General features: G+C 70.6%; 27 protein-coding genes. 17 read left to right on the top strand and 10 right to left on the bottom strand.

Going from position 1 to position 25,109, the window contains the following annotated elements; genetic code table 11:
• Positions 1-134 precede the first annotated feature (134 nt).
• The 5 genes from atpA to ABT288_RS34440 all read left to right on the top strand — a co-directional run bounded on the left by atpA (position 135) and on the right by ABT288_RS34440 (position 5,200).
• Positions 135-1,727, top strand: a complete 1,593-nt coding sequence (atpA, locus tag ABT288_RS34460) for a F0F1 ATP synthase subunit alpha (RefSeq protein WP_351616363.1) — start codon at positions 135-137, stop codon at positions 1,725-1,727.
• A 21-nt stretch (positions 1,728-1,748) separates the two neighbouring features.
• Positions 1,749-2,666, top strand: a complete 918-nt coding sequence (locus ABT288_RS34455) for a F0F1 ATP synthase subunit gamma (protein ID WP_351616360.1) — start codon at positions 1,749-1,751, stop codon at positions 2,664-2,666.
• Complete coding sequence (gene atpD, locus ABT288_RS34450) at positions 2,667-4,103, top strand: F0F1 ATP synthase subunit beta (RefSeq protein ID WP_351616357.1); 1,437 nt, start codon at positions 2,667-2,669, stop codon at positions 4,101-4,103. It abuts the gene before it with no gap.
• A 130-nt stretch (positions 4,104-4,233) separates the two neighbouring features.
• Positions 4,234-4,608, top strand: a complete 375-nt coding sequence (locus ABT288_RS34445) for a F0F1 ATP synthase subunit epsilon (RefSeq protein ID WP_031171909.1) — start codon at positions 4,234-4,236, stop codon at positions 4,606-4,608.
• A gap of 145 nt (positions 4,609-4,753) precedes the next feature.
• Entirely contained in the window at positions 4,754-5,200 is a 447-nt protein-coding gene (locus ABT288_RS34440) for a DUF2550 domain-containing protein (protein WP_351616353.1), read from the top strand.
• A 75-nt stretch (positions 5,201-5,275) separates the two neighbouring features.
• On the opposite strand, the gene ABT288_RS34435 is transcribed toward ABT288_RS34440, so the two are convergent.
• The 3 genes from ABT288_RS34435 to ABT288_RS34425 form a co-directional block, all read right to left on the bottom strand.
• Positions 5,276-7,096, bottom strand: a complete 1,821-nt coding sequence (locus tag ABT288_RS34435; RefSeq protein ID WP_351616350.1) for a glycosyl hydrolase family 18 protein — start codon at positions 7,094-7,096, stop codon at positions 5,276-5,278.
• Between the two features lie 138 nt (positions 7,097-7,234).
• Complete coding sequence (locus tag ABT288_RS34430; RefSeq protein ID WP_351616349.1) at positions 7,235-7,885, bottom strand: response regulator; 651 nt, start codon at positions 7,883-7,885, stop codon at positions 7,235-7,237.
• Positions 7,882-9,054, bottom strand: coding sequence for a sensor histidine kinase (locus ABT288_RS34425; protein WP_351616346.1), 1,173 nt, complete (start codon positions 9,052-9,054; stop codon positions 7,882-7,884). Before ABT288_RS34425 ends, ABT288_RS34430 begins: the two co-directional genes overlap by 4 nt.
• Positions 9,055-9,216: 162 nt before the next feature.
• Between ABT288_RS34425 and ABT288_RS34420 the strand changes: the two genes are divergently transcribed.
• The 5 genes from ABT288_RS34420 to ABT288_RS34400 all read left to right on the top strand — a co-directional run bounded on the left by ABT288_RS34420 (position 9,217) and on the right by ABT288_RS34400 (position 12,866).
• Entirely contained in the window at positions 9,217-9,759 is a 543-nt protein-coding gene (locus ABT288_RS34420; protein ID WP_351616344.1) for a hypothetical protein, read from the top strand.
• A 280-nt stretch (positions 9,760-10,039) separates the two neighbouring features.
• Entirely contained in the window at positions 10,040-10,735 is a 696-nt protein-coding gene (locus ABT288_RS34415) for a response regulator transcription factor (RefSeq protein ID WP_351616342.1), read from the top strand.
• A complete protein-coding gene (locus tag ABT288_RS34410) occupies positions 10,732-12,195 on the top strand; it encodes an ATP-binding protein (protein ID WP_351616341.1) in 1,464 nt (487 codons plus the stop codon). Before ABT288_RS34415 ends, ABT288_RS34410 begins: the two co-directional genes overlap by 4 nt.
• Positions 12,196-12,255: 60 nt before the next feature.
• Positions 12,256-12,660 (top strand): hypothetical protein, encoded by a 405-nt coding sequence (locus ABT288_RS34405; RefSeq protein ID WP_351616339.1) that lies wholly within the window; start codon positions 12,256-12,258, stop codon positions 12,658-12,660.
• Positions 12,660-12,866: a hypothetical protein gene (locus ABT288_RS34400; protein WP_351616336.1), complete on the top strand. Its 207-nt coding sequence runs from the start codon at positions 12,660-12,662 to the stop codon at positions 12,864-12,866. The genes ABT288_RS34405 and ABT288_RS34400 overlap by 1 nt, the downstream gene beginning before the upstream one ends.
• 141 nt (positions 12,867-13,007) lie before the next feature.
• On the opposite strand, the gene ABT288_RS34395 is transcribed toward ABT288_RS34400, so the two are convergent.
• From ABT288_RS34395 to ABT288_RS34385, 3 genes are read right to left on the bottom strand one after another with little or no spacing between them, the layout of a single operon-like run.
• Positions 13,008-13,583 (bottom strand): cob(I)yrinic acid a,c-diamide adenosyltransferase, encoded by a 576-nt coding sequence (locus tag ABT288_RS34395; protein ID WP_351616334.1) that lies wholly within the window; start codon positions 13,581-13,583, stop codon positions 13,008-13,010.
• Between the two features lie 13 nt (positions 13,584-13,596).
• Positions 13,597-14,346, bottom strand: coding sequence for an ABC transporter permease (locus tag ABT288_RS34390; RefSeq protein WP_351616331.1), 750 nt, complete (start codon positions 14,344-14,346; stop codon positions 13,597-13,599).
• A 20-nt stretch (positions 14,347-14,366) separates the two neighbouring features.
• Positions 14,367-15,152, bottom strand: a complete 786-nt coding sequence (locus ABT288_RS34385; RefSeq protein WP_351616328.1) for an ABC transporter ATP-binding protein — start codon at positions 15,150-15,152, stop codon at positions 14,367-14,369.
• Positions 15,153-15,249: 97 nt separating this feature from the next.
• On the opposite strand from ABT288_RS34385, the gene ABT288_RS34380 reads away from it, so the two are divergent.
• Together ABT288_RS34380 and ABT288_RS34375 are read left to right on the top strand one after the other, a co-directional pair.
• Positions 15,250-15,897 carry a TetR/AcrR family transcriptional regulator gene (locus tag ABT288_RS34380; protein ID WP_351616325.1) on the top strand — a complete coding sequence of 216 codons (648 nt, stop codon included), beginning with the start codon at positions 15,250-15,252 and terminating at the stop codon, positions 15,895-15,897.
• 55 nt (positions 15,898-15,952) lie between these two features.
• Positions 15,953-16,516, top strand: a complete 564-nt coding sequence (locus tag ABT288_RS34375; RefSeq protein WP_351616322.1) for a dihydrofolate reductase family protein — start codon at positions 15,953-15,955, stop codon at positions 16,514-16,516.
• A gap of 7 nt (positions 16,517-16,523) precedes the next feature.
• Here ABT288_RS34375 and ABT288_RS34370 read toward each other — a convergent pair whose 3' ends face one another.
• Both ABT288_RS34370 and ABT288_RS34365 read right to left on the bottom strand, forming a co-directional pair.
• Positions 16,524-16,793, bottom strand: a complete 270-nt coding sequence (locus ABT288_RS34370) for a DUF397 domain-containing protein (RefSeq protein ID WP_351616320.1) — start codon at positions 16,791-16,793, stop codon at positions 16,524-16,526.
• A complete protein-coding gene (locus ABT288_RS34365) occupies positions 16,775-17,617 on the bottom strand; it encodes a helix-turn-helix domain-containing protein (RefSeq protein WP_351616317.1) in 843 nt (280 codons plus the stop codon). Before ABT288_RS34365 ends, ABT288_RS34370 begins: the two co-directional genes overlap by 19 nt.
• 249 nt (positions 17,618-17,866) lie before the next feature.
• On the opposite strand from ABT288_RS34365, the gene ABT288_RS34360 reads away from it, so the two are divergent.
• The 3 genes from ABT288_RS34360 (at position 17,867) to ABT288_RS34350 (ending at position 21,925) form a co-directional block, all read left to right on the top strand.
• Positions 17,867-18,715 carry a 3-hydroxyacyl-CoA dehydrogenase family protein gene (locus ABT288_RS34360; RefSeq protein ID WP_351616315.1) on the top strand — a complete coding sequence of 283 codons (849 nt, stop codon included), beginning with the start codon at positions 17,867-17,869 and terminating at the stop codon, positions 18,713-18,715.
• A 164-nt stretch (positions 18,716-18,879) separates the two neighbouring features.
• Positions 18,880-19,203: an STAS domain-containing protein gene (locus tag ABT288_RS34355; RefSeq protein ID WP_228623601.1), complete on the top strand. Its 324-nt coding sequence runs from the start codon at positions 18,880-18,882 to the stop codon at positions 19,201-19,203.
• A 310-nt stretch (positions 19,204-19,513) separates the two neighbouring features.
• A complete protein-coding gene (locus ABT288_RS34350) occupies positions 19,514-21,925 on the top strand; it encodes an ATP-binding protein (RefSeq protein ID WP_351616396.1) in 2,412 nt (803 codons plus the stop codon).
• Between the two features lie 52 nt (positions 21,926-21,977).
• On the opposite strand, the gene nucS is transcribed toward ABT288_RS34350, so the two are convergent.
• Positions 21,978-22,649 (bottom strand): endonuclease NucS, encoded by a 672-nt coding sequence (gene nucS, locus ABT288_RS34345; protein ID WP_351616312.1) that lies wholly within the window; start codon positions 22,647-22,649, stop codon positions 21,978-21,980.
• A 276-nt stretch (positions 22,650-22,925) separates the two neighbouring features.
• Between nucS and ABT288_RS34340 the strand changes: the two genes are divergently transcribed.
• The gene (locus tag ABT288_RS34340) at positions 22,926-23,318 is read left to right on the top strand and encodes an SCO5389 family protein (RefSeq protein WP_190188623.1); all 393 of its coding nucleotides are present in this window, start codon (positions 22,926-22,928) and stop codon (positions 23,316-23,318) included.
• A gap of 116 nt (positions 23,319-23,434) precedes the next feature.
• On the opposite strand, the gene ABT288_RS34335 is transcribed toward ABT288_RS34340, so the two are convergent.
• A complete protein-coding gene (locus ABT288_RS34335; RefSeq protein WP_351616309.1) occupies positions 23,435-24,463 on the bottom strand; it encodes an LLM class flavin-dependent oxidoreductase in 1,029 nt (342 codons plus the stop codon).
• 222 nt (positions 24,464-24,685) lie between these two features.
• Here ABT288_RS34335 and ABT288_RS34330 point away from each other — a divergent pair, with 222 nt between their 5' ends.
• On the top strand, positions 24,686-25,018 hold the full coding sequence (locus ABT288_RS34330; RefSeq protein ID WP_351616307.1) for an Rv1322 family protein: 333 nt from the start codon (positions 24,686-24,688) through the stop codon (positions 25,016-25,018).
• Positions 25,019-25,109 lie beyond the last annotated feature (91 nt).

Genomic DNA, 25,109 nt, shown 5'->3' with positions numbered 1-25,109 from the left:
CTCGATATTTCGAGAAAAGCAGTACGTAATTACGGCCCTGGTTGGGCCGTGCAGAGGATTCACCTCTTATAGGGGGGAGTCCCCATCCCCCCCAAGTGAAACTTCGGGCCCAACAAGGAGAGCAGGGAACCCAGATGGCGGAGCTCACGATCCGGCCGGAGGAGATCCGGGACGCGCTGGAGAACTTCGTCCAGTCGTACAAGCCGGACGCGGCCTCGCGCGAGGAGGTCGGTACGGTCACCCTTGCCGGCGACGGCATCGCGAAGATCGAGGGTCTTCCCTCGGCCATGGCCAACGAACTGCTGAAGTTCGAGGACGGCACCCTCGGCCTCGCCCTCAACCTCGAGGAGCGCGAGATCGGTGCCATCGTCCTCGGTGAGTTCAGCGGCATCGAGGAGGGTCAGCCGGTCACGCGTACCGGTGAGGTCCTCTCCGTCGCGGTCGGCGAGGGCTACCTCGGCCGCGTTGTCGACCCGCTCGGCAACCCGATCGACGGCCTCGGCGAGATCGAGACGTCCGGCCGCCGTGCGCTGGAGCTGCAGGCCCCCACGGTCATGCAGCGCAAGTCGGTGCACGAGCCGATGGAGACCGGCTACAAGGCCGTCGACGCGATGACCCCGATCGGCCGCGGTCAGCGTCAGCTGATCATCGGTGACCGCCAGACCGGCAAGACCGCCCTGGCCGTCGACACGATCATCAACCAGCGCGACAACTGGCGCTCGGGCGACCCCAAGAAGCAGGTCCGCTGCATCTACGTCGCCATCGGCCAGAAGGGCTCCACCATCGCCGGCGTGCGCCGCGCGCTGGAGGAGAACGGCGCCCTGGAGTACACGACCATCGTCGCCGCCCCGGCGTCCGACCCGGCCGGCTTCAAGTACCTGGCGCCGTACACCGGTTCGGCCATCGGCCAGCAGTGGATGTACGAGGGCAAGCACGTCCTCATCATCTTCGACGACCTCTCGAAGCAGGCCGACGCCTACCGCGCCGTGTCCCTGCTGCTGCGCCGCCCGCCGGGCCGTGAGGCCTACCCGGGTGACGTCTTCTACCTGCACTCCCGGCTGCTGGAGCGCTGCGCCAAGCTCTCCGACGACATGGGTGCCGGTTCGATGACCGGTCTGCCGATCGTCGAGACCAAGGCCAACGACGTCTCGGCGTTCATCCCGACCAACGTCATCTCCATCACCGACGGCCAGTGCTTCCTGGAGTCGGACCTGTTCAACGCCGGTCAGCGCCCCGCGCTGAACGTCGGTATCTCCGTCTCCCGAGTCGGTGGTTCCGCGCAGCACAAGGCGATGCGCCAGGTCTCCGGCCGTCTCCGTGTGGACCTCGCCCAGTTCCGTGAGCTGGAGGCCTTCGCCGCCTTCGGTTCCGACCTGGACGCGGCCTCGAAGGCCCAGCTGGAGCGCGGTTCGCGCATGGTCGAGCTGCTGAAGCAGGACCAGTACCAGCCGATGGCCACCGAGGACCAGGTTGTCTCCGTCTGGGCCGGCACCAACGGCCGTATGGACGACGTGCCGGTCGGTGACATCCGCCGCTTCGAGAAGGAACTGATCGACTTCCTGCACCGGAAGTACCAGGGCCTGATGACCTCCATCAAGGAGGGCGCGAAGATGTCGGACGACACGATCCAGGCGATCGACGACGCGGTGGCGGAGTTCAAGAAGCAGTTCGAGACGAGCGACGGCAAGCTGCTCGGCGAGGACACCCCTGCCGCTGCCGCCAAGTGACGTAAGGAAGGGACCTGACTCATGGGAGCCCAGCTCCGGGTCTACAAGCGTCGCATCCGATCCGTCAGCGCGACCAAGAAGATCACCAAGGCGATGGAGATGATCGCCGCCTCGCGCGTCGTCAAGGCGCAGCGCAAGGTGGCGGCCTCCACGCCGTACGCGAACGAGCTGACGCGTGCGGTCACGGCGGTCGGCACCGGCTCGAACACCAGGCACCCGCTCACCACGGAGGCGGAGAACCCGACCCGTGCCGCGGTTCTGCTCCTCACGAGCGACCGCGGCCTGGCCGGCGCCTTCAACTCCAACGCCATCAAGACGGCGGAGCAGCTGACCGAGCGCCTGGAGCGCGAGGGCAAGCAGGTCGACACGTACATCGTCGGCCGGCGCGGTGTCGCCCACTACAACTTCCGTGAGCGCAAGGTCGCGGAGTCGTGGACGGGCTTCACGGACGAGCCGTCGTACGCGGACGCCAAGAAGGTCGCGGCGCCCCTGATCGAGGCCATCGAGAAGGAGACGGCGAACGGCGGCGTGGACGAACTCCACATCGTCTTCACCGAGTTCGTCTCGATGATGACGCAGACGGCGCTCGACGCCCGGCTGCTGCCGCTGAGCCTCGAAGAGGTCGCCGAGGAGGCTCACCCCAAGGGGGAGATCCTCCCGCTGTACGACTTCGAGCCCTCGGCGGAGGACGTCCTCGACGCCCTGCTGCCGCGCTACGTGGAGAGCCGTATCTACAACGCGCTGCTCCAGTCGGCCGCTTCGAAGCACGCCGCCACGCGGCGCGCGATGAAGTCGGCCACCGACAACGCCGGTGAGCTCATCGAGAGCCTCACCCGGCTTGCCAACGCGGCCCGCCAGGCCGAAATCACCCAGGAAATCAGCGAGATCGTCGGTGGCGCGAGCGCCCTGGCCGACGCGACCGCGGGGAGTGACCGATAAATGACCACCACTGTTGAGACCGCGACGGCTACGGGCCGCGTCGCCCGGGTCATCGGCCCGGTCGTCGACGTGGAGTTCCCCGTCGACGCGATGCCGGACATCTACAACGCCCTGCACGTCGAGGTCTCCGACCCGGCGAACGCGGGCGAGAAGAAGACGCTGACCCTGGAGGTCGCCCAGCACCTGGGTGACGGCCTGGTCCGCGCGATCTCCATGCAGCCCACCGACGGTCTGGTCCGCCAGGCCCCGGTCGTGGACACCGGCGACGGCATCACCGTCCCGGTCGGCGACTTCACCAAGGGCAAGGTGTTCAACACCCTCGGTGAGGTGCTGAACGTCGACGAGACCTACGACGGTGAGCGCTGGTCCATCCACCGCAAGGCCCCGAACTTCGACGAGCTCGAGTCCAAGACCGAGATGTTCGAGACGGGCGTCAAGGTCATCGACCTGCTGACCCCGTACGTCAAGGGCGGCAAGATCGGCCTGTTCGGCGGCGCCGGCGTCGGCAAGACGGTGCTCATCCAGGAGATGATCTACCGTGTCGCCAACAACCACGACGGTGTCTCCGTGTTCGCCGGTGTCGGCGAGCGCACCCGTGAGGGCAACGACCTGATCGAGGAGATGTCCGACTCGGGCGTCATCGACAAGACCGCGCTGGTCTTCGGTCAGATGGACGAGCCCCCGGGCACCCGTCTGCGCGTCGCGCTGGCCGGCCTGACCATGGCCGAGTACTTCCGTGACGTCCAGAAGCAGGACGTGCTGTTCTTCATCGACAACATCTTCCGCTTCACGCAGGCCGGTTCCGAGGTCTCCACGCTGCTCGGCCGTATGCCGTCCGCGGTGGGTTACCAGCCGAACCTGGCCGACGAGATGGGCCTCCTGCAGGAGCGCATCACCTCGACCCGCGGTCACTCGATCACCTCGATGCAGGCGATCTACGTCCCCGCCGACGACCTGACCGACCCGGCCCCGGCCACCACCTTCGCCCACCTCGACGCGACGACGGTTCTGTCCCGTCCGATCTCCGAGAAGGGCATCTACCCGGCCGTGGACCCGCTGGACTCCACGTCCCGGATCCTGGACCCGCGTTACATCTCCGCGGACCACTACAACGCCGCCATGCGCGTGAAGACGGTCCTGCAGAAGTACAAGGACCTCCAGGACATCATCGCGATCCTCGGTATCGACGAGCTCGGCGAGGAGGACAAGCTCGTCGTCCACCGTGCCCGTCGCGTGGAGCGCTTCCTGTCCCAGAACACCCACGTCGCCAAGCAGTTCACCGGCGTCGACGGGTCGGACGTGCCGCTGGACGAGTCGATCGCCGCGTTCAACGCGATCATCGACGGTGAGTACGACCACTTCCCGGAGCAGGCGTTCTTCATGTGCGGTGGCCTGGAGGACCTCAAGGCCAACGCCAAGGAGCTGGGCGTCTCCTGAACTCCCTGAGTTCGTGTGAGAGGGGCGCGGGCGCACCCTTCCGGGGTGTGTCCAGCCCCTCTCTCCACGCCCACTAGAATTGACCCCAACACCCGGCGCCCCTGCCGGGTGGTGACCCGAGGAGCCACCCTTGGCTGCTGAGCTGCACGTCGAGCTGGTCGCCGCCGACCGCCAGGTCTGGTCCGGCGAGGCCACCCTGGTCGTCGCGCGCACCACGTCCGGCGACATCGGCGTCATGCCCGGTCACCAGCCGCTGCTCGGTGTGCTGGAGTCGGGCCCGGTGACCATCCGTACGAGTGATGGTGGAACGGTCGTCGCCGCGGTGCACGGCGGTTTCATCTCGTTCGCGGACAACAAGCTGTCCCTGCTGGCCGAGATCGCCGAGCTGTCGGACGAGATCGATGTCCAGCGCACGGAGCGGGAGCTGGAGCGCGCGAAGGCGGAGGGCGACGCCGCCGCCGAGCGCCGCGCGGACGTCCGCCTCCGCGCGGCGGCGGCGCGCTGAGTCCAGCGCGCGGTATGACGTCACTCAGCCGCGGTCGGCCCGGAGCAATCCGGTGCCGGTCGCGGCTGAGGCAGATGTGGGTGTTTTTTCCGTTTCATTACTCAGTAACAGAAGCAGTTCCTAGGAGACGAGGAGGTCGGTGCCGATGGTCCTCGCTCTGACTGTGTGCGGGATCGTGGTCGCGCTCGTGGTGGTGGGACTGTTCCTGTTCGGCCTGCGCCGCAGGCTCATCCAGCGCTCCGGCGGCACCTTCGACTGTTCCCTGCGCTGGGACGTCGCCGAGAACCCCGACGCCAGCGGCAAGGGCTGGTCCTACGGCGTCGCCCGCTACAACGGCGACCGCATCGAGTGGTACCGCGTCTTCTCCTACGCCTTCCGCCCCCGCCGCACCCTGGAGCGCGCGCAGATCGAGGTGGCCGGCCGCCGGCTGCCCGAGGGCGAGGAGGAGCTGGCGCTGCTCTCCGACGCGGTGGTCCTCGCCTGTACCCATCGGGGCACGCGCCTCGAACTCGCCATGAGCGAAGACGCGCTGACCGGATTCCTCGCGTGGCTGGAAGCAGCCCCGCCCGGACAGCGAGTGAATGTGGCGTAGCCACATTCACTCGCTGGGTGGGGGTCCCCCCGGACGAAGTCTGGGGGAGCGTCAACGTCGCTTAAGAGCTCTTTTTCACAGGTTGCTGCTGATGGCGTTCACCAGTTCACCGTCGCTGGTGTCGCCGCTGAACTCCCAGAAGAACGCGCCGCCGAGCCCCTGGGACCTGGCCCAGCTCATCTTCCCGGCGATGGTCGACGGGGTGTCGTAGGACCACCAGTTGCTGCCGCAGTGGGCGTACGCGGTGCCCGCGATCGTGCCGGTGACCGGGCAGGACGTCTTGAGCACCTTGTAGTCCTCGATGCCCTGCTCGTAGGTGCCGGCCGCGGGTCCCGTGGCCGTGCCGCCCGGGGCGTCCTGGGTGACGCCGGTCCAGCCGCGGCCGTAGAGGCCGATGCCGATGAGCAGCTTCGAGGCGGGCACACCGACGGACTTGTACTTGGCGATCGCGTCGGCCGTGTCGAACCCGGCCTTCGGGATGCCGTTGTACGAGGTGAGCGGGGAGTGCGGGGCGGTCGGGCCCTGCGCGTCCCAGGCGCCGAAGAAGTCGTACGACATCACGTTGTACCAGTTGACGTAACTCGAGGCGCCCGCGTAGTCCGCCGCCTCGATCTTGCCGCCGGAGGAGCCGTCCGCGGTGACGGCCGCGGTGACCAGGGCGCTGGAGCCGAACTTGGCGCGCAGCGCGGCCATGACGTTCTTGAAGGCCGCGGCCCCGCTGGTGTCGCAGGACAGCCCGCAGGCGTTCGGGTACTCCCAGTCGATGTCGATGCCGTCGAAGACGTCGGCCCAGCGGGAGTCCTTCACCAGGTTGTAGCAGGAGTCCGCGAAGGCGGTCGGGTTGGCCGCGGCCTGGGCGAAGCCGCCGGACCAGGTCCAGCCGCCGAAGGACCACAGCACCTTGATGTTCGGGTACTTGGCCTTCAGCTCGCGCAGCTGGTTGAAGTTGCCGCGCAGCGGCTGGTCCCAGGTGTCGGCGACGCCGCTGACCGACTGGTCGGCGGTGAACGCCTTGTCGTAGTCGGCGTAGGAGTCGCCGATCGCGCACTGGCCGTTGGTCACGTTGCCGAAGGCGTAGTTGATGTGCGTGATCTTCGACGCGGAGCCGGACGTCACCAGGTTCTTGACGTTGTAGTTGCGGCCGTAGATGCCCCACTCGGTGAAGTAGCCGAGCTTGACCTTGTCGCCGGTGGTCGGGGGAGTGGTGGTGCCGCCGGTGGTGTGCACCTTGACGGCGCCGCTGACCGGTCCGGTCTGGTCGGCGGTGTCGCGGGCCTGCACGGTGTAGGAGTAGTCGGTGCCGGCGGTCAGGCCGCTGTCGGTGTACGAGGTCGTCGTCACCGTGCCGACGACCTTGCCGTCGCGCAGGACGTCGTAGTTCTTCACGCCCTTGTCGTCGGTGGCGGCGCCCCAGGAGAGGTTGACCGAGGTGTCGGTGATGTTCGAGGCGGTCGGGGTGCCGGGCGCGGAGGGCGGCGCGTCACCGGGGGCCGTCGTGCCGTCGCAACTGCCGCCGTTCAGCCTGCAGTTGGAGGGGGAGCCGGGGCCCGCGCCGTTGAAGCCGAAGGAGACCGAGGCACCGGGGGCGATGGTGCCGTCGTAGGACTTGTTCTTGGCGGTCCAGTGGGTGCCGGAGCTGGTGACGTCCGCGTCCCAGGCCGAGGTGACGGACGTCCCCGAGGGGAAGTCCCACTCGACGGTCCAGGAACTGATGCTGGTGCTGCCGGTGTTCTTGATGGTCCACTGGCCGCCGAAGCCGGTTCCCCAGTCGCTGGTCTTGGTGAAGCTCGCCGTGGCGTTCGTCGCGGCCTGGGCGGGGCCCGCGAGACCGACGAGGCCGGCCAGGGGGAGCAACAGGGTCGCGAACCCTGCCGCGGCTCTGTGTCTGAAGCGCATGCTGCGCCTCCTCGTTATGGGGTTGTGGGGATGGGGATGACAGGGGCATGACTGAGCCTTCACGCCCACGGTGCTGCGAGAGTAGAAAGGTCTGGACCACGGGTCAATAGGTCTGGACCAATTCTCTGGCGACCGCCGCTAGATCCCCAACTCCTGTGCCAGCACCGCCGCTTGGACCCGGCTGCGCAGCTCCAGCTTGGCCAGCAACCGGCTGACGTGCGTCTTCACCGTGCCCTCGGCCATCCCCAGCCGCTCGGCGACCTCCGCGTTCGACAGCCCCTGACCGACGCAGGACAGCACCTCACGCTCGCGCCGGGTCAGACCCTCGAGGACGGCCGGATCGGCCTTCGCCTCCCGCACCGGTACGGCCGCGAACTCGGCGATCAGCCGCCTCGTCACGGCCGGCGCGACGATCCCCTCGCCGCGCGCCACCGTACGGACGGCGGTCACGAGGTCCTTGGCCTCGGCGTTCTTCAGCAGGAACCCGGCGGCTCCGGCCCGCAGGGCCCCGAAGACGTACTCGTCGAGGTCGAAGGTGGTCAGTACGAGGACGTCCGCGAGTCCTTCGGTGACGATCCGCCGGGTCGCCGACACCCCGTCCAGACGCGGCATCTGTACGTCCATCAGCACGACGTCGGGCCGCAGTTCCCGGGCCAGCTCCACCGCCCGCTCACCGTCCGCGGCCTCGCCGACCACCTCGATGTCCGGTGCGCTGCGCAGGATCAGGACGAGCCCGGCGCGCACGGCGGACTGGTCCTCGGCGACGAGGACATGGACGGGCCGGTTCATACGGGGGCTCCTTCGGTGAGCGGAAGACGGGCGTGTACGGCCCACAGCCCGGCCTCGGGTCCGGCCGCGAAGCCGCCGCCGAGCAGCGTCGCCCGCTCCCGCATGCCGGTGAGCCCGGAGCCCGAGCCGGGGGCGCGCGGCCTGTCACCGGGCCGGTAGGGGCTCGTGACCTCGACGTGCAGAGTGCCGTCGGCCTGCCGCAGGGAGACCCGGACGGGCCCCGGCGCTGCGTGCTTGAGCGCGTTGGTCAGCGACTCCTGCACGATCCGGTAGGCGGCCAGCTCCACCGGTGCCGGCACCCGGCCGTGCCCGGCGTCGAGCCGGACGTCCAGACCGTTCGCGCGGGCGCCCTCGACCAGCGCGGCCAGGCCGTCCAGGGTCGGCGTGGCGGCCGGCTCCAGGTCGCCGCTGCTGTCCCGCAGGATGCCGATCAGCCGGCGCATCTCGGCCAGCCCCTCCACGCTGTTCTCCCGGATCACGGTCAGGGCCTGCCGGGAGGTCCCCGGATCGTCGAGGGACAGCGCGGCCGTGGAGTGGATGGCGATCGCCGACAGGTGATTGGCGACCATGTCGTGCAACTCCCGTGCCATCCGGGCCCGTTCCGCCGTCACCGCCTGGGCACGGTCCATCTCGGCGAGCAGCGCGGTCTGTTCGGCGCGCAGCCGGGCGGCCTCGGCGGCGTCACGATGGTTGCGCACCACCCAGCCGGTCGCGGCGGGCGCCAGCGCCACCACGCCGACGCCCACACCGATCAGCAGCGCGGCCGGGTCCCGCCAGACAGCCGCGGGTACGACTCCGCCGAGCACCGTCAGCAGTCCGGTGATCCAGGGGAGGCGGCGGGCCGAGGACGGGGTGCCGTACAGGACGGCCGCGTAGACCAGGTCGGTGTACAGCAGGACGGTGACGACGTTGCCGACCGTCACCGTGTCCACGGCCAGCGCGAGGGTGCCGGCGAGCAGACCGAACCGGGGCCGGGTGCGGCGCAGCGGCTCGCACGCCGCCGTCACCGCCAGCGGCACCAGCGGGGCCCAGGGCGCCGCCCACAGCACGACCGGGGCCGAGGGCACGCGGGGGTGGAGCCCGAGCGCCCACAGCAACACCCCGCCGAGCAGCCCGCCCACGGCGATCCGAACGTCGTCGCGATGGGGGCGGGGGAGTGCGAGGGCCATGCCCCCATCCAACACGGCCCGCTGCCGTGTTGGCCTGCACCCCGGGAAGGGTCCTGAACCGCCCGCGCTGCAACTTTCGCTTACGCCGGGTCTCGCCCGCACCGACGACGATCGGCGCCCCGGGTGCCGGGAGCCTGGAAGGGTGAGCGAGGGGAGTGAACCGTGATCGTCGGGTTGGTCATCGCCTGCGAGGTGGCGTTCTGGGTGCTTCTCGCGGCGGCACTGACCACGCGTTACCTGCTTAAGTGGCGCCGCACGAGCGTGGCGTTGCTGTTGTGCGAGCCCCTGCTGGAGCTGGTGCTTTTCGTCGTGACCGCAATCGACCTGAAGAACGGCGCGCAGCCGGACTGGCGCCATGGCCTGGCCGCCGTCTACATCGGCTTCACGGTCGGCCTCGGCCACTCCACGATCAGATGGGCGGACGCCTGGGTCGCCCACCGCTTCGCCAGTGGCCCGCGCCCGCCCAAGCCCCCCAAGTACGGCACGGCCCGCACCGTGCACGAATGGAAGGTCGCCGCCCGCTGGATCCTGGCCGCGTGCGTCGCCCTCGCGCTGCTCCAGGCCGCCGCCTGGTACGTCGGCGACGGCGACACCAGCTCCCTGCGGACCTGGCAGCGGAGCATGCTCTGGGTGATCGGCATCAACCTGGTGATCGCCGGGAGCTACACCTTGTTCCCCAAGCGCGAGCCGACCGGCCAGCGCTGAGCCCCCCGGGCCGGTGCCGGCATCCGTACGCTGATGGCGTGGACGACTCGGCGCCGCCGCACGTCCTGCACCGCCCGGGTGTCAGCGTGTACGTCGCCGAGGTGGTCCGTCGCCGGGAGAGCCACCGCCGCCGCTGAGCCGCGCCGCCGAGGCGTCCATCGCGGCCCGCTGCCCCGCGAGCCCGGCAGCGCGCCGAGGTGGCCGCGACAGCCCCCCGCCCGCACTGCCGCGCGCCCGGCGCCGGGTCGTACGCTGACCGGCGACGAGGAGGGGGCGGCGTATGACGGACACGGCGAGCCGCGGTGCGGTGCTGGTCGTCGACGACGACGCGGCGATCCGGCGGGCGCTGGAGCGTGGGCTCAGGCTGAGCGGGTTCGCGGTGCGCAGCGCCGGTGACGGGGCGGAGGCGCTGGCGGCGATAGCGGACGCGCCGCCCGATGTGCTGGTGCTCGACGTGTCGATGCCCGGCATGAGCGGCATCGAGGTGTGCACCCGGCTGCGCGCCGAGGGCCGGGACCTGCCCGTCCTGATGCTGTCCGCGCTGGACGAGACCGCCGACCGGATCGCCGGGCTCCAGGCGGGCGGCGACGACTACCTGGTCAAGCCGTTCGCCCTGCAGGAACTGGTGTTGCGGCTGCGCGCCCTGCTGCGCCGCCGCCCGCCCACGGGCCACGCCCAGGTGCGGGTCGCGGACCTGGTGATCGACCCGGACGCCCGCACCGCCGAGCGGGACGGCAGGCCCCTGGACCTCACCCGGCGCGAGTTCGAGCTGCTGGAGGTGCTCGCCCGCAACGCCGGACTGGTCCTCACCCGCGACCAGCTCCTGGAAAGAGTCTGGGGCTACGACTTCGACGTGCGCACCGACGCCGTCGACACCTTCGTCAGCTATCTGCGGCGCAAACTGGAGGCGCAGGGGCAGCCTCGGCTGATCCACACCGTGCGCGGAGTGGGCTTCGTCCTGAGGGAACAGTCATGAGGCTGTCCACCCGTATCGCCCTTGCCGTCGGCTGCACCGTCCCGCTGCTGGTCCTGGCCTGCGGCTGGCTGCTGCTGAACCTGGTCGCCCGCGATCTGCACCGCACCGAGGACCAGCACCTGCGGCAGCGCGCGGTGGCCGTCGCCCCCGAGGCCCGGGCACTGCTGCGGGCCACGGCGAACGGCCGGCCCAAGGCGGCCGACACCCGGGAGAGGGAGCTGTTCAGCGCCGCGCTCGACGTCGGCGTCCGCGTCGTCGGGCCCGGCGCGGACTTCAGCGGCGGACCCCAGCCGGGCCTCGCCGTGGCCCTGCCCGAGAAGTCCTCCGGCTTCGCCACCGTCCGTGACGGCGGGCGCAGTTGGCGCGTCCTGGCCCGGCCCCTGAAGGGCCCCACCGTCTCCGGCACGCTGTGGGTCTTCTCGCCCGACACCGCCGACCGCACCCAACTCCAGCTCGTCCGGCGCCGGGTGAACCTCACCGCCCTACTCGCCGCACCCCTGTCCGGGCTGCTCGCCTGGGGTCTGGCCACCGGTGTGAGCGCACCGCTGCGCCGCCTCACCCGCCGTACCGCCGGCCTCGACCCGCGCACCAGTGCGGCCCGGCTCCCTGAGGAGCGGACCGGGGTGCGGGAGGTGGACGAGCTGGCCGCCACGCTGCGGACCGTGCTCGCCCGCTACGACGAGCAGGCCGCCCGCACCGCCGAGGCCCTCGACACCGCCCGGTCCTTCTCCGCCGCCGCCGCGCACGAACTGCGCACCCCGCTGATGAGCATGGGCACCAACCTGGACATCCTCGCCGACCACCCCCGCCTGCCGGACGCCGACCGCAGCGAGGTGCTCGCCGATCTGCGGCGCGAGCACGCCCGGCTGCTGGGCCTGCTGGTGATGCTGCGCGAGCTGGGGCGCGGGGACCTGGTGGAGGCGGAGGCGTTCCGGGACGTCGACCTGTCCGAGGTCGCCGACGCGGCCGTGGCCGAGGCCCGCCGCCGTGCCCCGGACGCCGACATCACCCTGGACGCGGCACCCGGGCTCACCGTGCACGGCTGGGAACCCGGCCTGCGTCTGCTGCTCGACAACCTGCTCGGCAACGCCCTCGCCCACGGCCGGGACGCGGCGGGCCGGGCACGGGTGCGGGTCGGGGTGCACGGCAGCGCCGACCATGTCCGCATCACGGTGGACGACCACGGGCCCGGCGTACCGGCCGACGCCCGCGCCCGGATCTTCGAACGGTTCCAGCGCGGCCCGGACAGCACGGGTTCCGGGCTCGGCCTCACCCTGGTCGCCCAGCAGGCCGCACTGCACCGGGGCAGCGTCACCGTGTACGAGGGGCCGGACGGCACCGGGGCGCGCTTCGAGGTACGGCTGCCGTCGGGCGGCGCGGTCCTGCCCGGCCGCCGGGACTGGCTGATCGGTACAGCCGGGGCAAACCGGTCACAGAGTTTCCCCAAAGACCCTTCCTAGCCTGACGTCTCGTCGGACGGACGGACGACCGTCACGTCCGGAAAGGGAAGGGAGACACCGATGAAAGCACGTCGACGTACGCGCACCCTGCTCGCCGGGTGCGCCGTGGCGGCCGTACTGGCGGGAACCGCCGGGGTGGCCTCGGCCGACACCAGCACCCCCGCGCCCGGGCCCACCGGTGACGGGGCGCACGCCCTGTGCAAGCGGGTGCCGAAGATCGACCGCCGGATCGAGCGCGCCCTGAAGCGGCTGGACGCCGGGCCCGGCACCCGTGGCTCGATCGCCCGCCTGCAGCAGCGCGTGGACAACGCCAAGAAGGCGGGCCACACCCAGGTCGCGACCTTCCTCCAGGACCGGCTGGACTTCCGCAAGTCGCTGGTCATCAACCTGAAGCAGCGCCAGAAGGACCTGAACGACGTGAAGACGTGGTGCCAGGCGGGCGGTGGCGGCAAGGCGGCGAGCTGATGCGGGCACGCCGGGCGGCGCTGCCGGCGGTGGCGCTGCTCGTGGCGCTCACCGCGGGCTGCGCGCACCACGACGGGGCGTCCCCGAAGACGCCGGCGGGGTCCGGCACGCCCTCCGGATACGCGCAGATGCAGAAGAAGGTGAGCGCGGCCGAGTCGGCCGCCGCCGCGGCCGACCGGGACGCGACGAGCGGCACCGACCGCTGACCCGACGGGTCCCCGGGCGGGGGCGCTCAGCGCTCCCCGCCGGGGACCCACAGCACGTCACCGAGGTCCTTGTTGGCGATACGGGCCAGGATGCTGCATTTCCCGGGGGACAACCCCCGGACCCCCGGCCGGGAGGGTGTTTCAGCCACGTTCGCCGCCTGGCACCCACAGGACATCGCCGAGTTCCCCGTTCGCCACCCGGGCCAGGATGAACAGCAGGTCGGACAGCCGGTTGAGGTAGGTCGCCGTGAGCGGGTTCATCGTCTCGCCGTGCACGTCGAGGGCCGCCCAGGTGGAGCGCTCGGCGCGGCGTACGACCGTGCAGGCCTGGTGCAGCAGGGCCGCGCCCGGGGTGCCGCCGGGCAGGATGAAGGAGCGGAGCTTCTCCAGCTGCTCGTTGAAGCGGTCGCAGTCCGCCTCCAGCTTGTCGATGTAGAACTGCTCGACCCTGAGCGGCGGGAACTCCGGGTTCTCCACCACCGGCGTCGACAGGTCGGCACCCACGTCGAACAGGTCGTTCTGGACGCGCGTGAGGACCTTGACCACCTCCGCGTCCAGACCGCCCAGCGCGATCGCGGTGCCGATCACCGCGTTGGCCTCGTTGGCGTCGGCATAGGCCGAGATCCGGAGGTCGGTTTTGGCGACCCGGCTCATGTCACCGAGCGCGGTGGTGCCCTTGTCGCCGGTCCTGGTGTAGATACGCGTCAGATTGACCATGTGGCCAGCGTAGTTACGCTCCGGCCGTACGGAACACTCGTGTGCCCACCGTCACCGCGAGCGCCGCGAAAGCGACGGCGACGAGGACGCCGTAGAGCATGTGCGCGCTCGTGTAGTGCCCGACATATGCGTCACGCACCGCGTCCACCAGGTAGCGGAACGGGACGAAGTGCGACAGGACGTTCAGCCAGGTGGGCGCGAGGGTCATCGGGAGCATCAGGCCGGACAGCAGCATCGACGGCATCGACACCATGTTGATCAGCGGGCCGAACTCCTGCGGGGTGCGGACCTTCATGCCGAGCGCGTACGACAGCGAGGCCAGCGAGAGCGTGAGCAGGGCGACGAAGGCGAAGCCGATCAGCACCCCGGCGAGCGGCGCGCGCAGGCCCAGCACCAGCGCGGCCAGCACCAGCAGCACCGCCTGGAACACGAAGACCGTGGCGTCGCGGAGCACCCGGCCGAGGAGCAGGGCGAGCCGGCTGACGGGAGTCACCCGCATCCGCTCCACCACCCCCTGCCCCTTCTCCACGATGACCGTGAACCCGGCGAACAGCGCGCCGAACAGACCGAGTTGGAGGAGCAGCCCGGGAACCAGCACCTGCCAGGAGCTGCCCCCGCCGCCCAGGGGGAGACCGGTCAGCAGCGGGCCGAAGAAGAGCAGATAGAGCAGGGGCGTGAGCACCCCGAAGAGCAGGGCGAAGCGGGAGCGCAGGGACTGGCGCAGATAGCGGCCGTAGACGAGCGCGGTGTCGTGAAGAAGCATCTGTGGGTGTCCTCTGCGGCTCATACGGCGGCGGGGGCGGAGTCGGCCGGGGCGGGCCCGCGGCCGGTGATGGCGAGGAACGTGTCCTGGAGGGTCGCGTCGATCGAGCCGCCGTGCCGCAGCTTCAGCGCGCTCGGCGTGCCCTCGGCGGCGACCGTGCCCCGGTCGACGATCACCAGGCGGTCGGCGAGGGCGTCGGCCTCGTCCAGGTAATGGGTGGTCAGGAAGACGGTCGTACCGTGCTCGTCGCGCAGCCGCCGGACCAGGTCCCACAGGTCGGCCCGGCTGCCCGGGTCGAGGCCGGTCGTCGGCTCGTCCAGGAACAGCACTTTCGGCCGGTGCGTGAGCGCCATCGCGATGTCCAGCCGCCGCCGCTGACCGCCGGAGAGCGCGCCGGCCTTCCGGTCGAGGAACCCGGTGAGACCCAGTTCGCGCGCCAGCTCCTCCGCACGCGCGACGGCCGCGCTCCTGGTCAGGCGGTACATCCGCCCCTGGGTGACCAGCTCCTCCCGCACGCTGATCTGCGGATCGACTCCGCCGGACTGGGCGACGTACCCGCTCACCGCGCGCACCCCCACCGGATCGGTCGCCAGGTCGTGCCCGGCGACGGTGGCGGCGCCACCGGTCGGTTTCAGCAAGGTGGTGAGCATGCGCAGGGTGGTCGTCTTTCCGGCGCCGTTGGGCCCGAGGAAGCCGAGGATCTCGCCCTCCTGTACGGCGAGGTCGATGCCGCGCACCGCCTCCACGGGGCCGGCCTTGGTCTGGAAGGTGCGGGCGAGTCCCGCCGCGTTGATGACTGCTGCCATGCGGAACAGAAAAGCAGAGTCCCTGAAATTTTGCAATGAGACCAAGTTTTCATGACACCCAAGTTTTCATGGCCCCCAGCGAAGCTAGGATGCGGGCATGGCAGAGGGGCTCAGGGAGCGGAAGAAGCGGCAGACCAGGCAGTACATCTCGGATGTCGCCACGGGTCTGTTCGTCGAGCGCGGCTTCGACGCGGTCACGGTCGCGGAGATCGCGGAGGCGGCGAACGTCTCCGTCAACACCGTGTACAACTACTTCCCCGCCAAGGAAGACCTCTTCTTCGACCGCTCCGCCGGCATGATCGACCGCCTCGCCCGCTGGGTCCGCGGCCGCCCCGAGGGCGAGTCGGCCGCCGCCGCCGTCCTGCGCGAGCTGCGCGAGGAGGTCGAGTCCGTCTCCCCCCGGGTCGGCCTGCTCCCCGGCTACGCCGCGTTCATGAAGGTCATCGAGGAGGCCCCCGCCCTGCGCTCCCGCCTCTGGGCCCTCGCCCAGGAGGTCCAGGCCAACCTGGAGCAGGTCCTGCGTGAGGAGACCAGCGCACCGGCCGACGACGAACTGCCCCACCTGATGGCCGGTCAGATCAGCTGGATCCACGGCACGGTCATCGCGGTCATCGGCCGCGAGATGGTCAAGGGCCGCGACCCGCGCGAGGTCTCACGCGAGGTACTCGTCCTCCTGGACGACATCGAGAGCCTGCTGAGCGAGAGGGTTCTCGGTTACGCGGTCCGGGTGACCGGGCCGCGATGAGTCCTGCGGCGTCCGGCGGTCGTACTGTCGAACCCGTCAGCGAGGAGGACCCCTGATGCGCAGCGTGACCTATTCGATGAACGTCTCACTCGACGGCTACATCGTCGGGCCGGACGGCGACTTCGACTGGACTCCGCCCGACGAAGAGGTCTTTCGCTTCTGGACCGACGAGATTCGACAGGTCGGCGTCCACCTGTTGGGACGACGGCTGTACGAGACGATGCTGTACTGGGAGACCGCAGACCAGAATCCGTCGCCCGGCTTCTCGACGCTCGAGTTTGCCGCGATCTGGAAGGCGCTCCCCAAGGTGGTGTTCTCCACCACGCTGTCGGCAGTACAGGGCAATGCCCGCCTGGCTTCCGGCGGCCTCGCGGAGGAGATCGAGCGGTTGCGAGCCGAGCCGGGGGAGGGCGACATCGCGATCGGCGGCGCGACTCTCGCCGCCGAGGCGGCCGTGTCGGGTCTGATCGACGAGTACCGGGCCGTGGTCCACCCGGTGCTGGTCGGCGGTGGCATTCCGTTCTTTCCCCGACGCGAGCGCCGGGTGGATCTCGAACTCGTCGAGACCCGCACCTTCAGCTCGGGAGTCGTCTGCCTCCGCTACCGCGTGGCGCGGTGAGCCGGAACTAGCCGCCGAGCACCCCGCCCATGACGGCCGAGACGAACGACGACCAGGAGCGGTCCGCGAAGAGCAACACCGGGCCGTCGGGGGCCTTGCTGTCGCGGACGGGGACGGCGGAGGGGAGCATGTCGCAGACTTCGAGGCACTCACCGCCGTCGGGGTTGCTGTAGCTGCTCTTGCGCCAGGTCAGTCCGGCTTCGAGGCAGTCGCCGCCGCTCGTGTTGCTGTAGCTGCTCTTGTGCCAGGTCACGCCGCTCAGGTCGATGGCTCGCACGGCACTTCCTCCAACATCCGCAGGATGAACTTCCGCGACTCGGCTGGGTTCAGTGCCTGGTCGCGCATGGCATCGTAAGCACGTTGCAGTTGCTCAACTGCAGCGTTTTCTTCGATCAGTTCACCACGGTATGCGTTCTCCGTGTACGCCACCGTAGTACCGTTCGGCAGCCGCAGGAACATGACGGCAGTGCTCACCAAGCCGTGCAGACCGGCAGTGTCCGGTAGTACCTGAAGGGCGATGTCCGGGCGCTCCGACGCCTCCAGGAGGTAGTCCAACTGCTCCCGCCACGCCCCTGTGTCGCGCAGCCGGGTGCGCAGCACCGCCTCGGCGATGAGGGCGCGGAACGGCGGGGCGTCCTCGCCCTCCAGGAGCATCCGCCGCCCGGTGCGCGCCGCGACCTGTTGGTCGAGTTCCTTGCCCTTGAAGCCGCCGAGTGCGAGCACCTCGCGGGCGTAGGAATCCGTCTGGAACAGGCCAGGCAGGATGCTCACTCCGAAGTGCCACAGGCTCACCGCCTCGGCCTCCAGAACCATGTACCGCCGGTACTGCTCCTTGAACTGCGTCGGATCCCCCACCGCCATCTCCCACATCGCCAGCAGCAGTCCAGGCGTGCCGTAATGCTCGTCCAGCGCCTCGGCGACCTCCGGACTGCCCAGGGTCTCCCCGCTCTCCAGCTTCTTGAAGAGCGACGGGTCCCAGCCGACCGCGTTGGCCAGTCCGCGCAGGCTCAAGCCTCTGGAGGTGCGCAGGCGGTGGAGTTCCTCCGCGTAGCGCCGGCGGGGTTCCTGGCTGCGTCCCGTGACCACCTTCCGCGCCGGCATGGCGTGCCCCCTTCGTGCTGCATGTGCTGCGGTCTGGACACGGAGCGTAGCGGTCAGATCGTGGCCAACGTGCCGGTTCTGTGAGAAAAGGTGCCGTCAACCGACGCGCGTCCGCCAGGAATTGGTGCTCAGTGACGGGCGTCTCAGTCCCTGAGACCGTGACACGCGTTACTAACCGCTCACACACCGCCGCCGGAGCGCTATGGTCCGCCGGAGAAGCAGACTTGAAGCGCGTTCAAGGGAGTCGGAGTGGCACGGAAGCTCGCCGTCATCGGGGCCGGTCTCATGGGGTCCGGGATCGCTCAGGTCGCCGCGCAGGCGGGCTGGGACGTCGTCCTGCGGGACGTCACCGACGAGGCACTGGGGCGTGGCACCGACGGCATCAAGGCCTCGTACGACAAGTTCGTGAGCAAGGGGAAGATGGCGGCGCAGGACGCCGAAGCCTCCCTGGCCCGCATCACCCCGACCACCGACCTGGACGCCGCCGCCGACGCCGACATCGTGGTCGAGGCCGTCTTCGAGAAGCTGGAGGTCAAGCACGAGATCTTCCGCGCGCTCGACAAGATCGTGCGCCCGGAGGCCGTGCTCGCCTCCAACACCTCCGCCATCCCGATCACCAAGATCGCGGCGGCCACCGAGCACCCCGAGCGGGTCGTCGGCGTCCACTTCTTCTCGCCGGTGCCGATGATGCAGCTCGTCGAGCTGGTCCGCGGCTACAAGACCAGCGACGAAACCCTGGCCACCGCGCGGGAGTTCGCCGAGTCCGTCGGCAAGACCTGCATCGTCGTCAACCGGGATGTCGCGGGGTTCGTGACCACCCGGCTCATCTCCGCCCTCGTGGTGGAGGCGACCAAGCTCTACGAGTCCGGCGTCGCCACCGCCGAGGACATCGACCTCGCCTGCAAGCTGGGCTTCGGCCACGCCATGGGCCCGCTCGCCACCGCCGACCTCACCGGCGTGGACATCCTGCTCCACGCCACCAGCAACATCTACACCGAGTCCCAGGACGAGAAGTTCGCCCCGCCGGAGCTGATGCGCCGGATGGTGGACGCCGGTGACATCGGCCGCAAGAGCGGGCAGGGCTTCTACAGGTACTGAGCACCAGCTGTACGGACATTCGCCGGATCTCACCCCCGGGGGTATCACTCCCCGGGGTGAATTCGGTATCGGTTCGCTTACAAGCAGCAACCGCACCACCACTCGCACAGTCAGACGGTGCAACGTCACGGAGTACGCCAAACCGCAGTCCACGGGGAGCGCATATGCATATCAGGGGCGACCACGCCGAGCTGGTCGTCGGGGGCCGCCTCGACGTCCGCAGCGCGGCGGACGCCCGTACGGCCCTGCACTCGGCCGTCGACGACGGCGTCGGCGACCTCGTCCTCGACCTGTCCGAGCTGGACTCCTGGGACGCCACCGGACTCGGGGTGATCATGGGGGCCCACCGCCGGGCCGGCCGCCGCGGCCGCCGTCTGGTGCTGCGTGGCGTACCGCCGCAGATGCAGCGTCTGCTGGTGGCCACCCGGCTGCACCGCATCCTCGCCATCGAGGGCGGCATCGGGGTGGAGTCGCTGCCGCGCGTGTGAGGTTCGTGCGGGGGTGAGGCATGTACGGATGTGAGCCGGGCGGAGACTCCTGCGGCCGGCGAGAGACGGGCAGAGCCGTCGAAGCGCACACGACGAGGGCAATCCTCACCGGACTGTGATGTCTCGGACCGCACGGCACCCCGCCCTGTCGGAGATACTGAGCGAAGGTTTAGGGTTCGGTCGCCCGCCGCCTCGCAACCCTCGACCGAGCGGGCCCGGACCAGAAGCGACAGCGCGGTGTGCGACAAGGCCGGGAGGGGCCGGAATCCGGGCACACGACGCTTTTGGGGGGTTTGAACCCATGGAACCCATGGACCCGATCAACCGGGAACCCGAGGAGCACGGTCAGGCGGCGAGCCGCCGTCCGCCCCGGGAGTCCCTCACCTCGGACTTCGGCCAGAGCACGCCCGCGCTCGCCCGTACGGCACACGTCGTGGCCGGCGACCTGCTGCTGACCGTGAATCCCGTCGACGGCAGCGAGATAGAACCCTGCCCGCCGCTCGAGCGGCCGGGGCGGCCCCGCAAGCGCACCGCCGCCGAGCGCGCCGAGACCGAACGCGCCGCCCGGCCTCCCGTGCCGCCCGGCCCCGCCCAGCCGGCGCACTCCCTGCTGGAACGCCAGGACGAGCGCGAGCGCCTGGTCCGGCTGCTGGCCCGCGGCCGTTCCGTACGGCTCACCGGTCCCGGCGGCTCCGGCCGCACCGCCCTGCTGGACCTGGTCGCCGAGGACTGCCTGGACCTCGCCCCCGACGGCGTGGTCCGGCTCACCGGCTTCCACCGCACGGCGAGCGACCTCCTGTACGACCTCTGCCATGCCGTGTACGACGCCCCGCGCCACCGTCCCGATCCGGACGAACTGCGCGCGCTGGTCCGCGAGATCGGCGCGGTCGTCGTCCTGGACGACATCGAGTTCGGCGGCGCCGCCCTCGACGAGCTCCTCGACGCCACCCCCGAGTGCGCGTTCCTGATCGCCGCCACCCCCGACGTGCCGGCGCCCTCCGACGCCTCCGGGGTCGAGGAGGTCTACCTCGGCGGCCTCGACCGCGCCGCCGGCGTGGAGATCCTGGAGCGGACCGTCGGCCGCGTCCTCACCGAGGAGGAGGCCAACTGGGCCGGCGACCTGTGGTTCGAGTCCGAGGGGCTGCCGCTGCGGTTCGTCCAGGCCGGCGCCCTGCTCCGGCAGCGCGACGAACTGCGGGCCAGCACGGGGGCCGTGGACGAGTACGGCGTCTTCGAGAACGTGCGCGAACCGGCCGAGCCGGCCCTGGAGCCGGCGGACGAGGTTCCTCTGCCGTCCCTCGGCGAGGCCGCCGCGCCCGCCCCGCTGCTCGCCTCCCGGCTCAGCGTCTCCGCGCGCGCCGCCCTGCGCTTCGCCGTCGCCCTCGGCGGCGAGGTGCCGCACCAGGCGCATCTGCCGGCGCTGATCGGCGACACCCACGCCGACGCCGCCCTCGGTGAGCTGGCCGCCTGCGGACTGGTCTCGCCGGTCGGTGCCCGCTTCCGGCTCGCAGCCGGGGTGCAGACCCAGCTGGAGGCCGCCGGGTACGCCGACGACGCCCCGGCCCAGGCACTGGCCGCCGCCGAGCACTACACCTGGTGGACCGGGCATCCGTCGGTCGCTCCCGAGCGGGTGTGCGCGGAGGCGGACGCGGTCCTGGCCGCGCTCGCCGCGATCGTTCCCGACTCGGCGCCGTCCGCCGAGGGGGAGGAGAGCTGCGCGGTACGGCTCGCCCGCACGGCCGCGCCCGCGTTCGCCGCCGGGCTGCACTGGAGCGCCTGGGAACGCGCCCTGCGCTCCGGCGCGGAGGCCTCCCGGCTCACCGGTGAGGTGTCCGAACAGGCCTATTTCCACCACGAGTTGGGTGTCCTCGCGCTCTGCTTCGGCCAGCTCGACCGGGCCCGCGCCGAGTTGGAGGCGTCCATCGGGCTGCGCGGGGCGCTCGCCGACAAGCGGGGCACGACCGCCGGGCGCCGGGCGCTCGCGCTGGTCGCCGACCGCTCCGGCGACGTACCCGGAATCGCCGTGACGGCGGGGGAGGAGCTGCCGGAGGTACGGCACGAGGAGTCGGCGCCACCGCCGTACGTGCCCTTCGGTGATCCCCTGGTCACGACCCGGCTCCCGGCCGCCACGGAACGCGGCGGGGGCGTCCTGCAGCTGGCCCGCCGCAACCTCGTCGCGGTCGGCTCCGGGGCGCTGCTCGCCGCCGTGCTGGGGACGGTCGTCACGCTCGGCATGACGTCCAACGAGAACGCCGACAAGAATCCGGCCGGCAAGGTCGACGTCAACCCCTCGGCAAGCCAGGGCACGGACAACGGCACACTGGGCGCCGACCCGAAGGACGGCGGCGGCAACGGCGGTGGCGGCGCCACGCGCACGAGCACCGCCCACCCGACGAACCCGGGCACCTACGGCACGACGGACTCCCCGACCCTGCCGTCGGCCACGACGAGCCCGTCGGCCGACCCGACCGGTACGCACGGCACGGGCGGCGGCGGTACGTCTCCGACGCCGTCGAGGTCGAGGACGACGAAGCCGGGCACACCGACGCCGACCAAGACGACTCCGTCGGGTACGCCGACCTCGCCCTCGCCGACGTCCGGCACGCCCACCCCCACCCCGACCCAGACGAACACGAGCCCGTCCACGACGAACACGGCGAGCGGTCCGACGACGCCGAACAGCTCGGGGAGCGCGTCGCAGTCTTCCGGCTCGGTGATCTAGGTCACGTCCCGCCGCCGGATGGCGCGGCGGGACACAGATCGACGATTGCCGCTCAGAACAGGCGGAGCTTGTCGTCCTCGATGCCGCGCAGGGCGTCGTAGTCGAGGATCTGGCAGTTGATGCCGCGGTCGGTGGCGAGGACGCGGGCCTGGGGCTTGATCTCCTGGGCGGCGAAGACGCCGCGGACCGGGGCCAGATGGGGGTCGCGGTTCAACAGGTCGAGGTAGCGGGTGAGTTGCTCGACGCCGTCGATCTCGCCCCGGCGCTTGATCTCCACCGCGACCGTCCCGCCGTCCGCGTCCCGGCACAGGATGTCCACCGGGCCGATGGCCGTCATGTACTCGCGGCGGATGAGGGTGTACCCCTCGCCGAGCGTCTCGATGCGGTCGGCGAGCAGCTCCTGCAGGTGCGCTTCCACGCCGTCCTTGATCAGACCCGGGTCCACGCCGAGTTCGTGCGAGGAGTCGTGGAGGATCTCCTCCATCGTGATGATCAGTTTCTCGCCCGCTTTGTTGACGACGGTCCACACGCCCTCGTCCTCACCCGCGCCCTCCTTCAGCGTGCAGGGCGGCGACATCCAGTTGAGGGGCTTGTAGGCCCGGTCGTCGGCGTGGATGGAGACGCTGCCGTCCGCCTTGACCAGGATCAGGCGGGGCGCCGAGGGCAGGTGGGCGGTGAGCCGGCCGGCGTAGTCGACCGAGCATCGGGCAATGACGAGACGCATGGTCGGCAACGCTACTCGACGCCCCGAGGTGCGCGCGATTCGCCCGTCCTGCTCCCGATCGATCGTCCCAATTGTCCCTGGAAACTCTTGTTCATCCCTGGCCGATTGTGCCCGTAACGGGACCGTTCCATATACGCATTCTGCTGGTGTGGTCACCGACGGTTGCCTACCGTAGTGAACGGGAGGTCGCCGCATATGTACTGAGCGTGTTCGAAATAGCGAACTCCCTTATCTGTCCGGCAACCCCTGCTCTTCGGGGGTGCGAGAGGAGTACCCATGTCGCTCGACGTCTCACCGGCCCTACTCGAACAGGCCGAGCGAGGCGAGGTCGACGAAGCTGCCTTCGTCGACTGCGTCCGGACCTCCCTGCCCTACGCATGGGAGATGATCAGCTCCCTGGTGGCCCAGCTGAAGGTCGACGGCGGAGCGTTCGCCGACAACCAGACGCCCCCGCCGGACGAGCAGGCACGCGGTCAGCTGCTGCGTGCGCTCGCGAGTGACGCCATCCGCGGCGCCCTGCAGCGGCACTTCGGTGTGCGGCTGGCCTTCCAGAACTGCCACCGGGTGGCGGTGTTCCCGCTGGACGCCTCGGTGGACGAGACGTTGGCCCGCTTCACGTCGGTACGCAGCCAGTTGCTGAACCAGTCGCCGGAGCTTCGGGACTGCTGACGGGGCGGTCCCGGTACGGCGGACGTTGTGAGCCGCTTGCTTGCCGCTCCACCCGCGGGAGGTGCATTCAGTGCTGGGGCGGCAAGCCCTCATGCCGGCCGGTGGGCTGAGGTCGGTCAGCGCAACTGGGGCAGGACGTCGGCGCCCAGCCGCCGCAGGTTCTCCTCCGTCGCGGCGAGGTCGCCCGAACCCTCCACCAGGAGGGCGAAGCGGGAGATGCCGGTGCGCTCCGAGGTGGCCGCGAGCCGGTCGGCGGCCAGCCGCGGGGTGCCGACCGGGTGCAGTCCGCAGAGCAGTTCGGTGTAGGCGTAGGGGTCGCGCATCGCACGCGCCCGGCCGTCCACGGTCACATGCGCCTCCAGGCCCTGCTTCAGCCAGCCCGGCATGGCCTTCAGCAGCGTCTCCACCGCGTCCGTGCGCCGGTCGGCGAGCTGGCACACCCCGGCCGAGACATGCGCGGCGCCCGCGATCTCCTCGGCCGGCCGGCCCGCCGCGCGGGCGCAGCGCCGCCACAGGGCCACCATCTCGGCCTTTTCCTCGTCCCCGACGTGCATGCCGAGCAGCATCGGCAGCCCGCGCTCGGCGGCCAGCCGGACGCTCGCCGGGGAGGTGCAGGCCACGACGACCTCGGGGCCCGGGGTCTCCGTCAGTGCCTCCGACGGGCGGGGTACGACCGGCACCTCGCGGAAGCTGAACCTTTCGCCGGACGCCGACACCCGGGGCTCGCGCAGCCAGCGCAGCAGCAGATCGAGTGACTCCGGGAATCCGTGTTCGTACGCCTCCAGGCCCGCGCCGAAGACCTCCAGGTCCACCCAGGGCCCGCCGCGGCCCACGCCGAGGGTGAACCGTCCGCCGCTCGTCAGGTGCAGCAGCGCGGCCTGTTCGCCGAGGGCGACGGGATGGGCGGTGGGCAGTACGCTGACCGCCGTGCCGACCCGGATGCGGCGGGTGCGGCCGAGCAGCAGCGCGGCCAGTGTGACGGCGGACGGGCATGTGCCGTACGGCACGAAGTGGTGCTCGGCCAGCCACACGGCGTCAAGACCGGCCTCCTCGGTGACCTCCGCCGAGCGGACCGTCCGGTGCAGGGCCTCCCCGGGGCCCTGGCCCGGGAACTGGGCGCCCAGCACAAAACTACCTACGTACATCGCATTTCCTGCTTCCTTGGCTCCGGCTCGGAGCTCCCCCACCCGGCATAACCGTCTGACACGTGCCCAGGACACGGCCTGGCGGAGAGATTTGCGGATTGTCTGCAGAATGGGCGGCCCTGGAGGGGGACTTGTGCGGGTTGGTTCCGTACGCGTACCCCACACGGCGGCGCGTAGGCTGGATACAGCCCGTGCTTCCTGTATAGCCCCGAGAGGTGTCCCGTGTCCCCGCGTCACAACCGACCGAAGGCCGCCGGATCGTCGGGCCGGAGCGCCGAGGACGATCGCACCGGCCGGTACGGCGGCTGGCAGTCGACCGAGAACTGGCAGGGCGAGGACTGGAGCGTGCGCCATGTCGCCGGGGCGAGTTCCGAGGGCAAGACCTACCGCTGCCCGGGCTGCGACCAGATGATCCCCTCCGGGGTCCCGCACGTGGTGGCCTGGCCGGAGTACGCGGGCGTGGACGACCGCCGCCACTGGCACAAGGCGTGCTGGAACGCGAAGGACCGCCGCACCACGCGGGTGCAGCGGTCCCGTAACGCGCCGAGGTTCTAGTGGCTCGTCTCGGAGCCTTGACCAGTTAATTGATCCTTCGTCCGTTGCACGGCAGGCTGCCTTCAAGCTGTGATCGCGGAGGTGGTCGTGG

Origin of the sequence: Streptomyces sp. NPDC001093, from assembly GCF_040298985.1 — a bacterium.
GTDB lineage: Bacteria > Actinomycetota > Actinomycetes > Streptomycetales > Streptomycetaceae > Streptomyces.
Note: the sequence above shows the minus strand (reverse complement) of the source record. Positions and strands in the feature narration are given on the sequence as shown.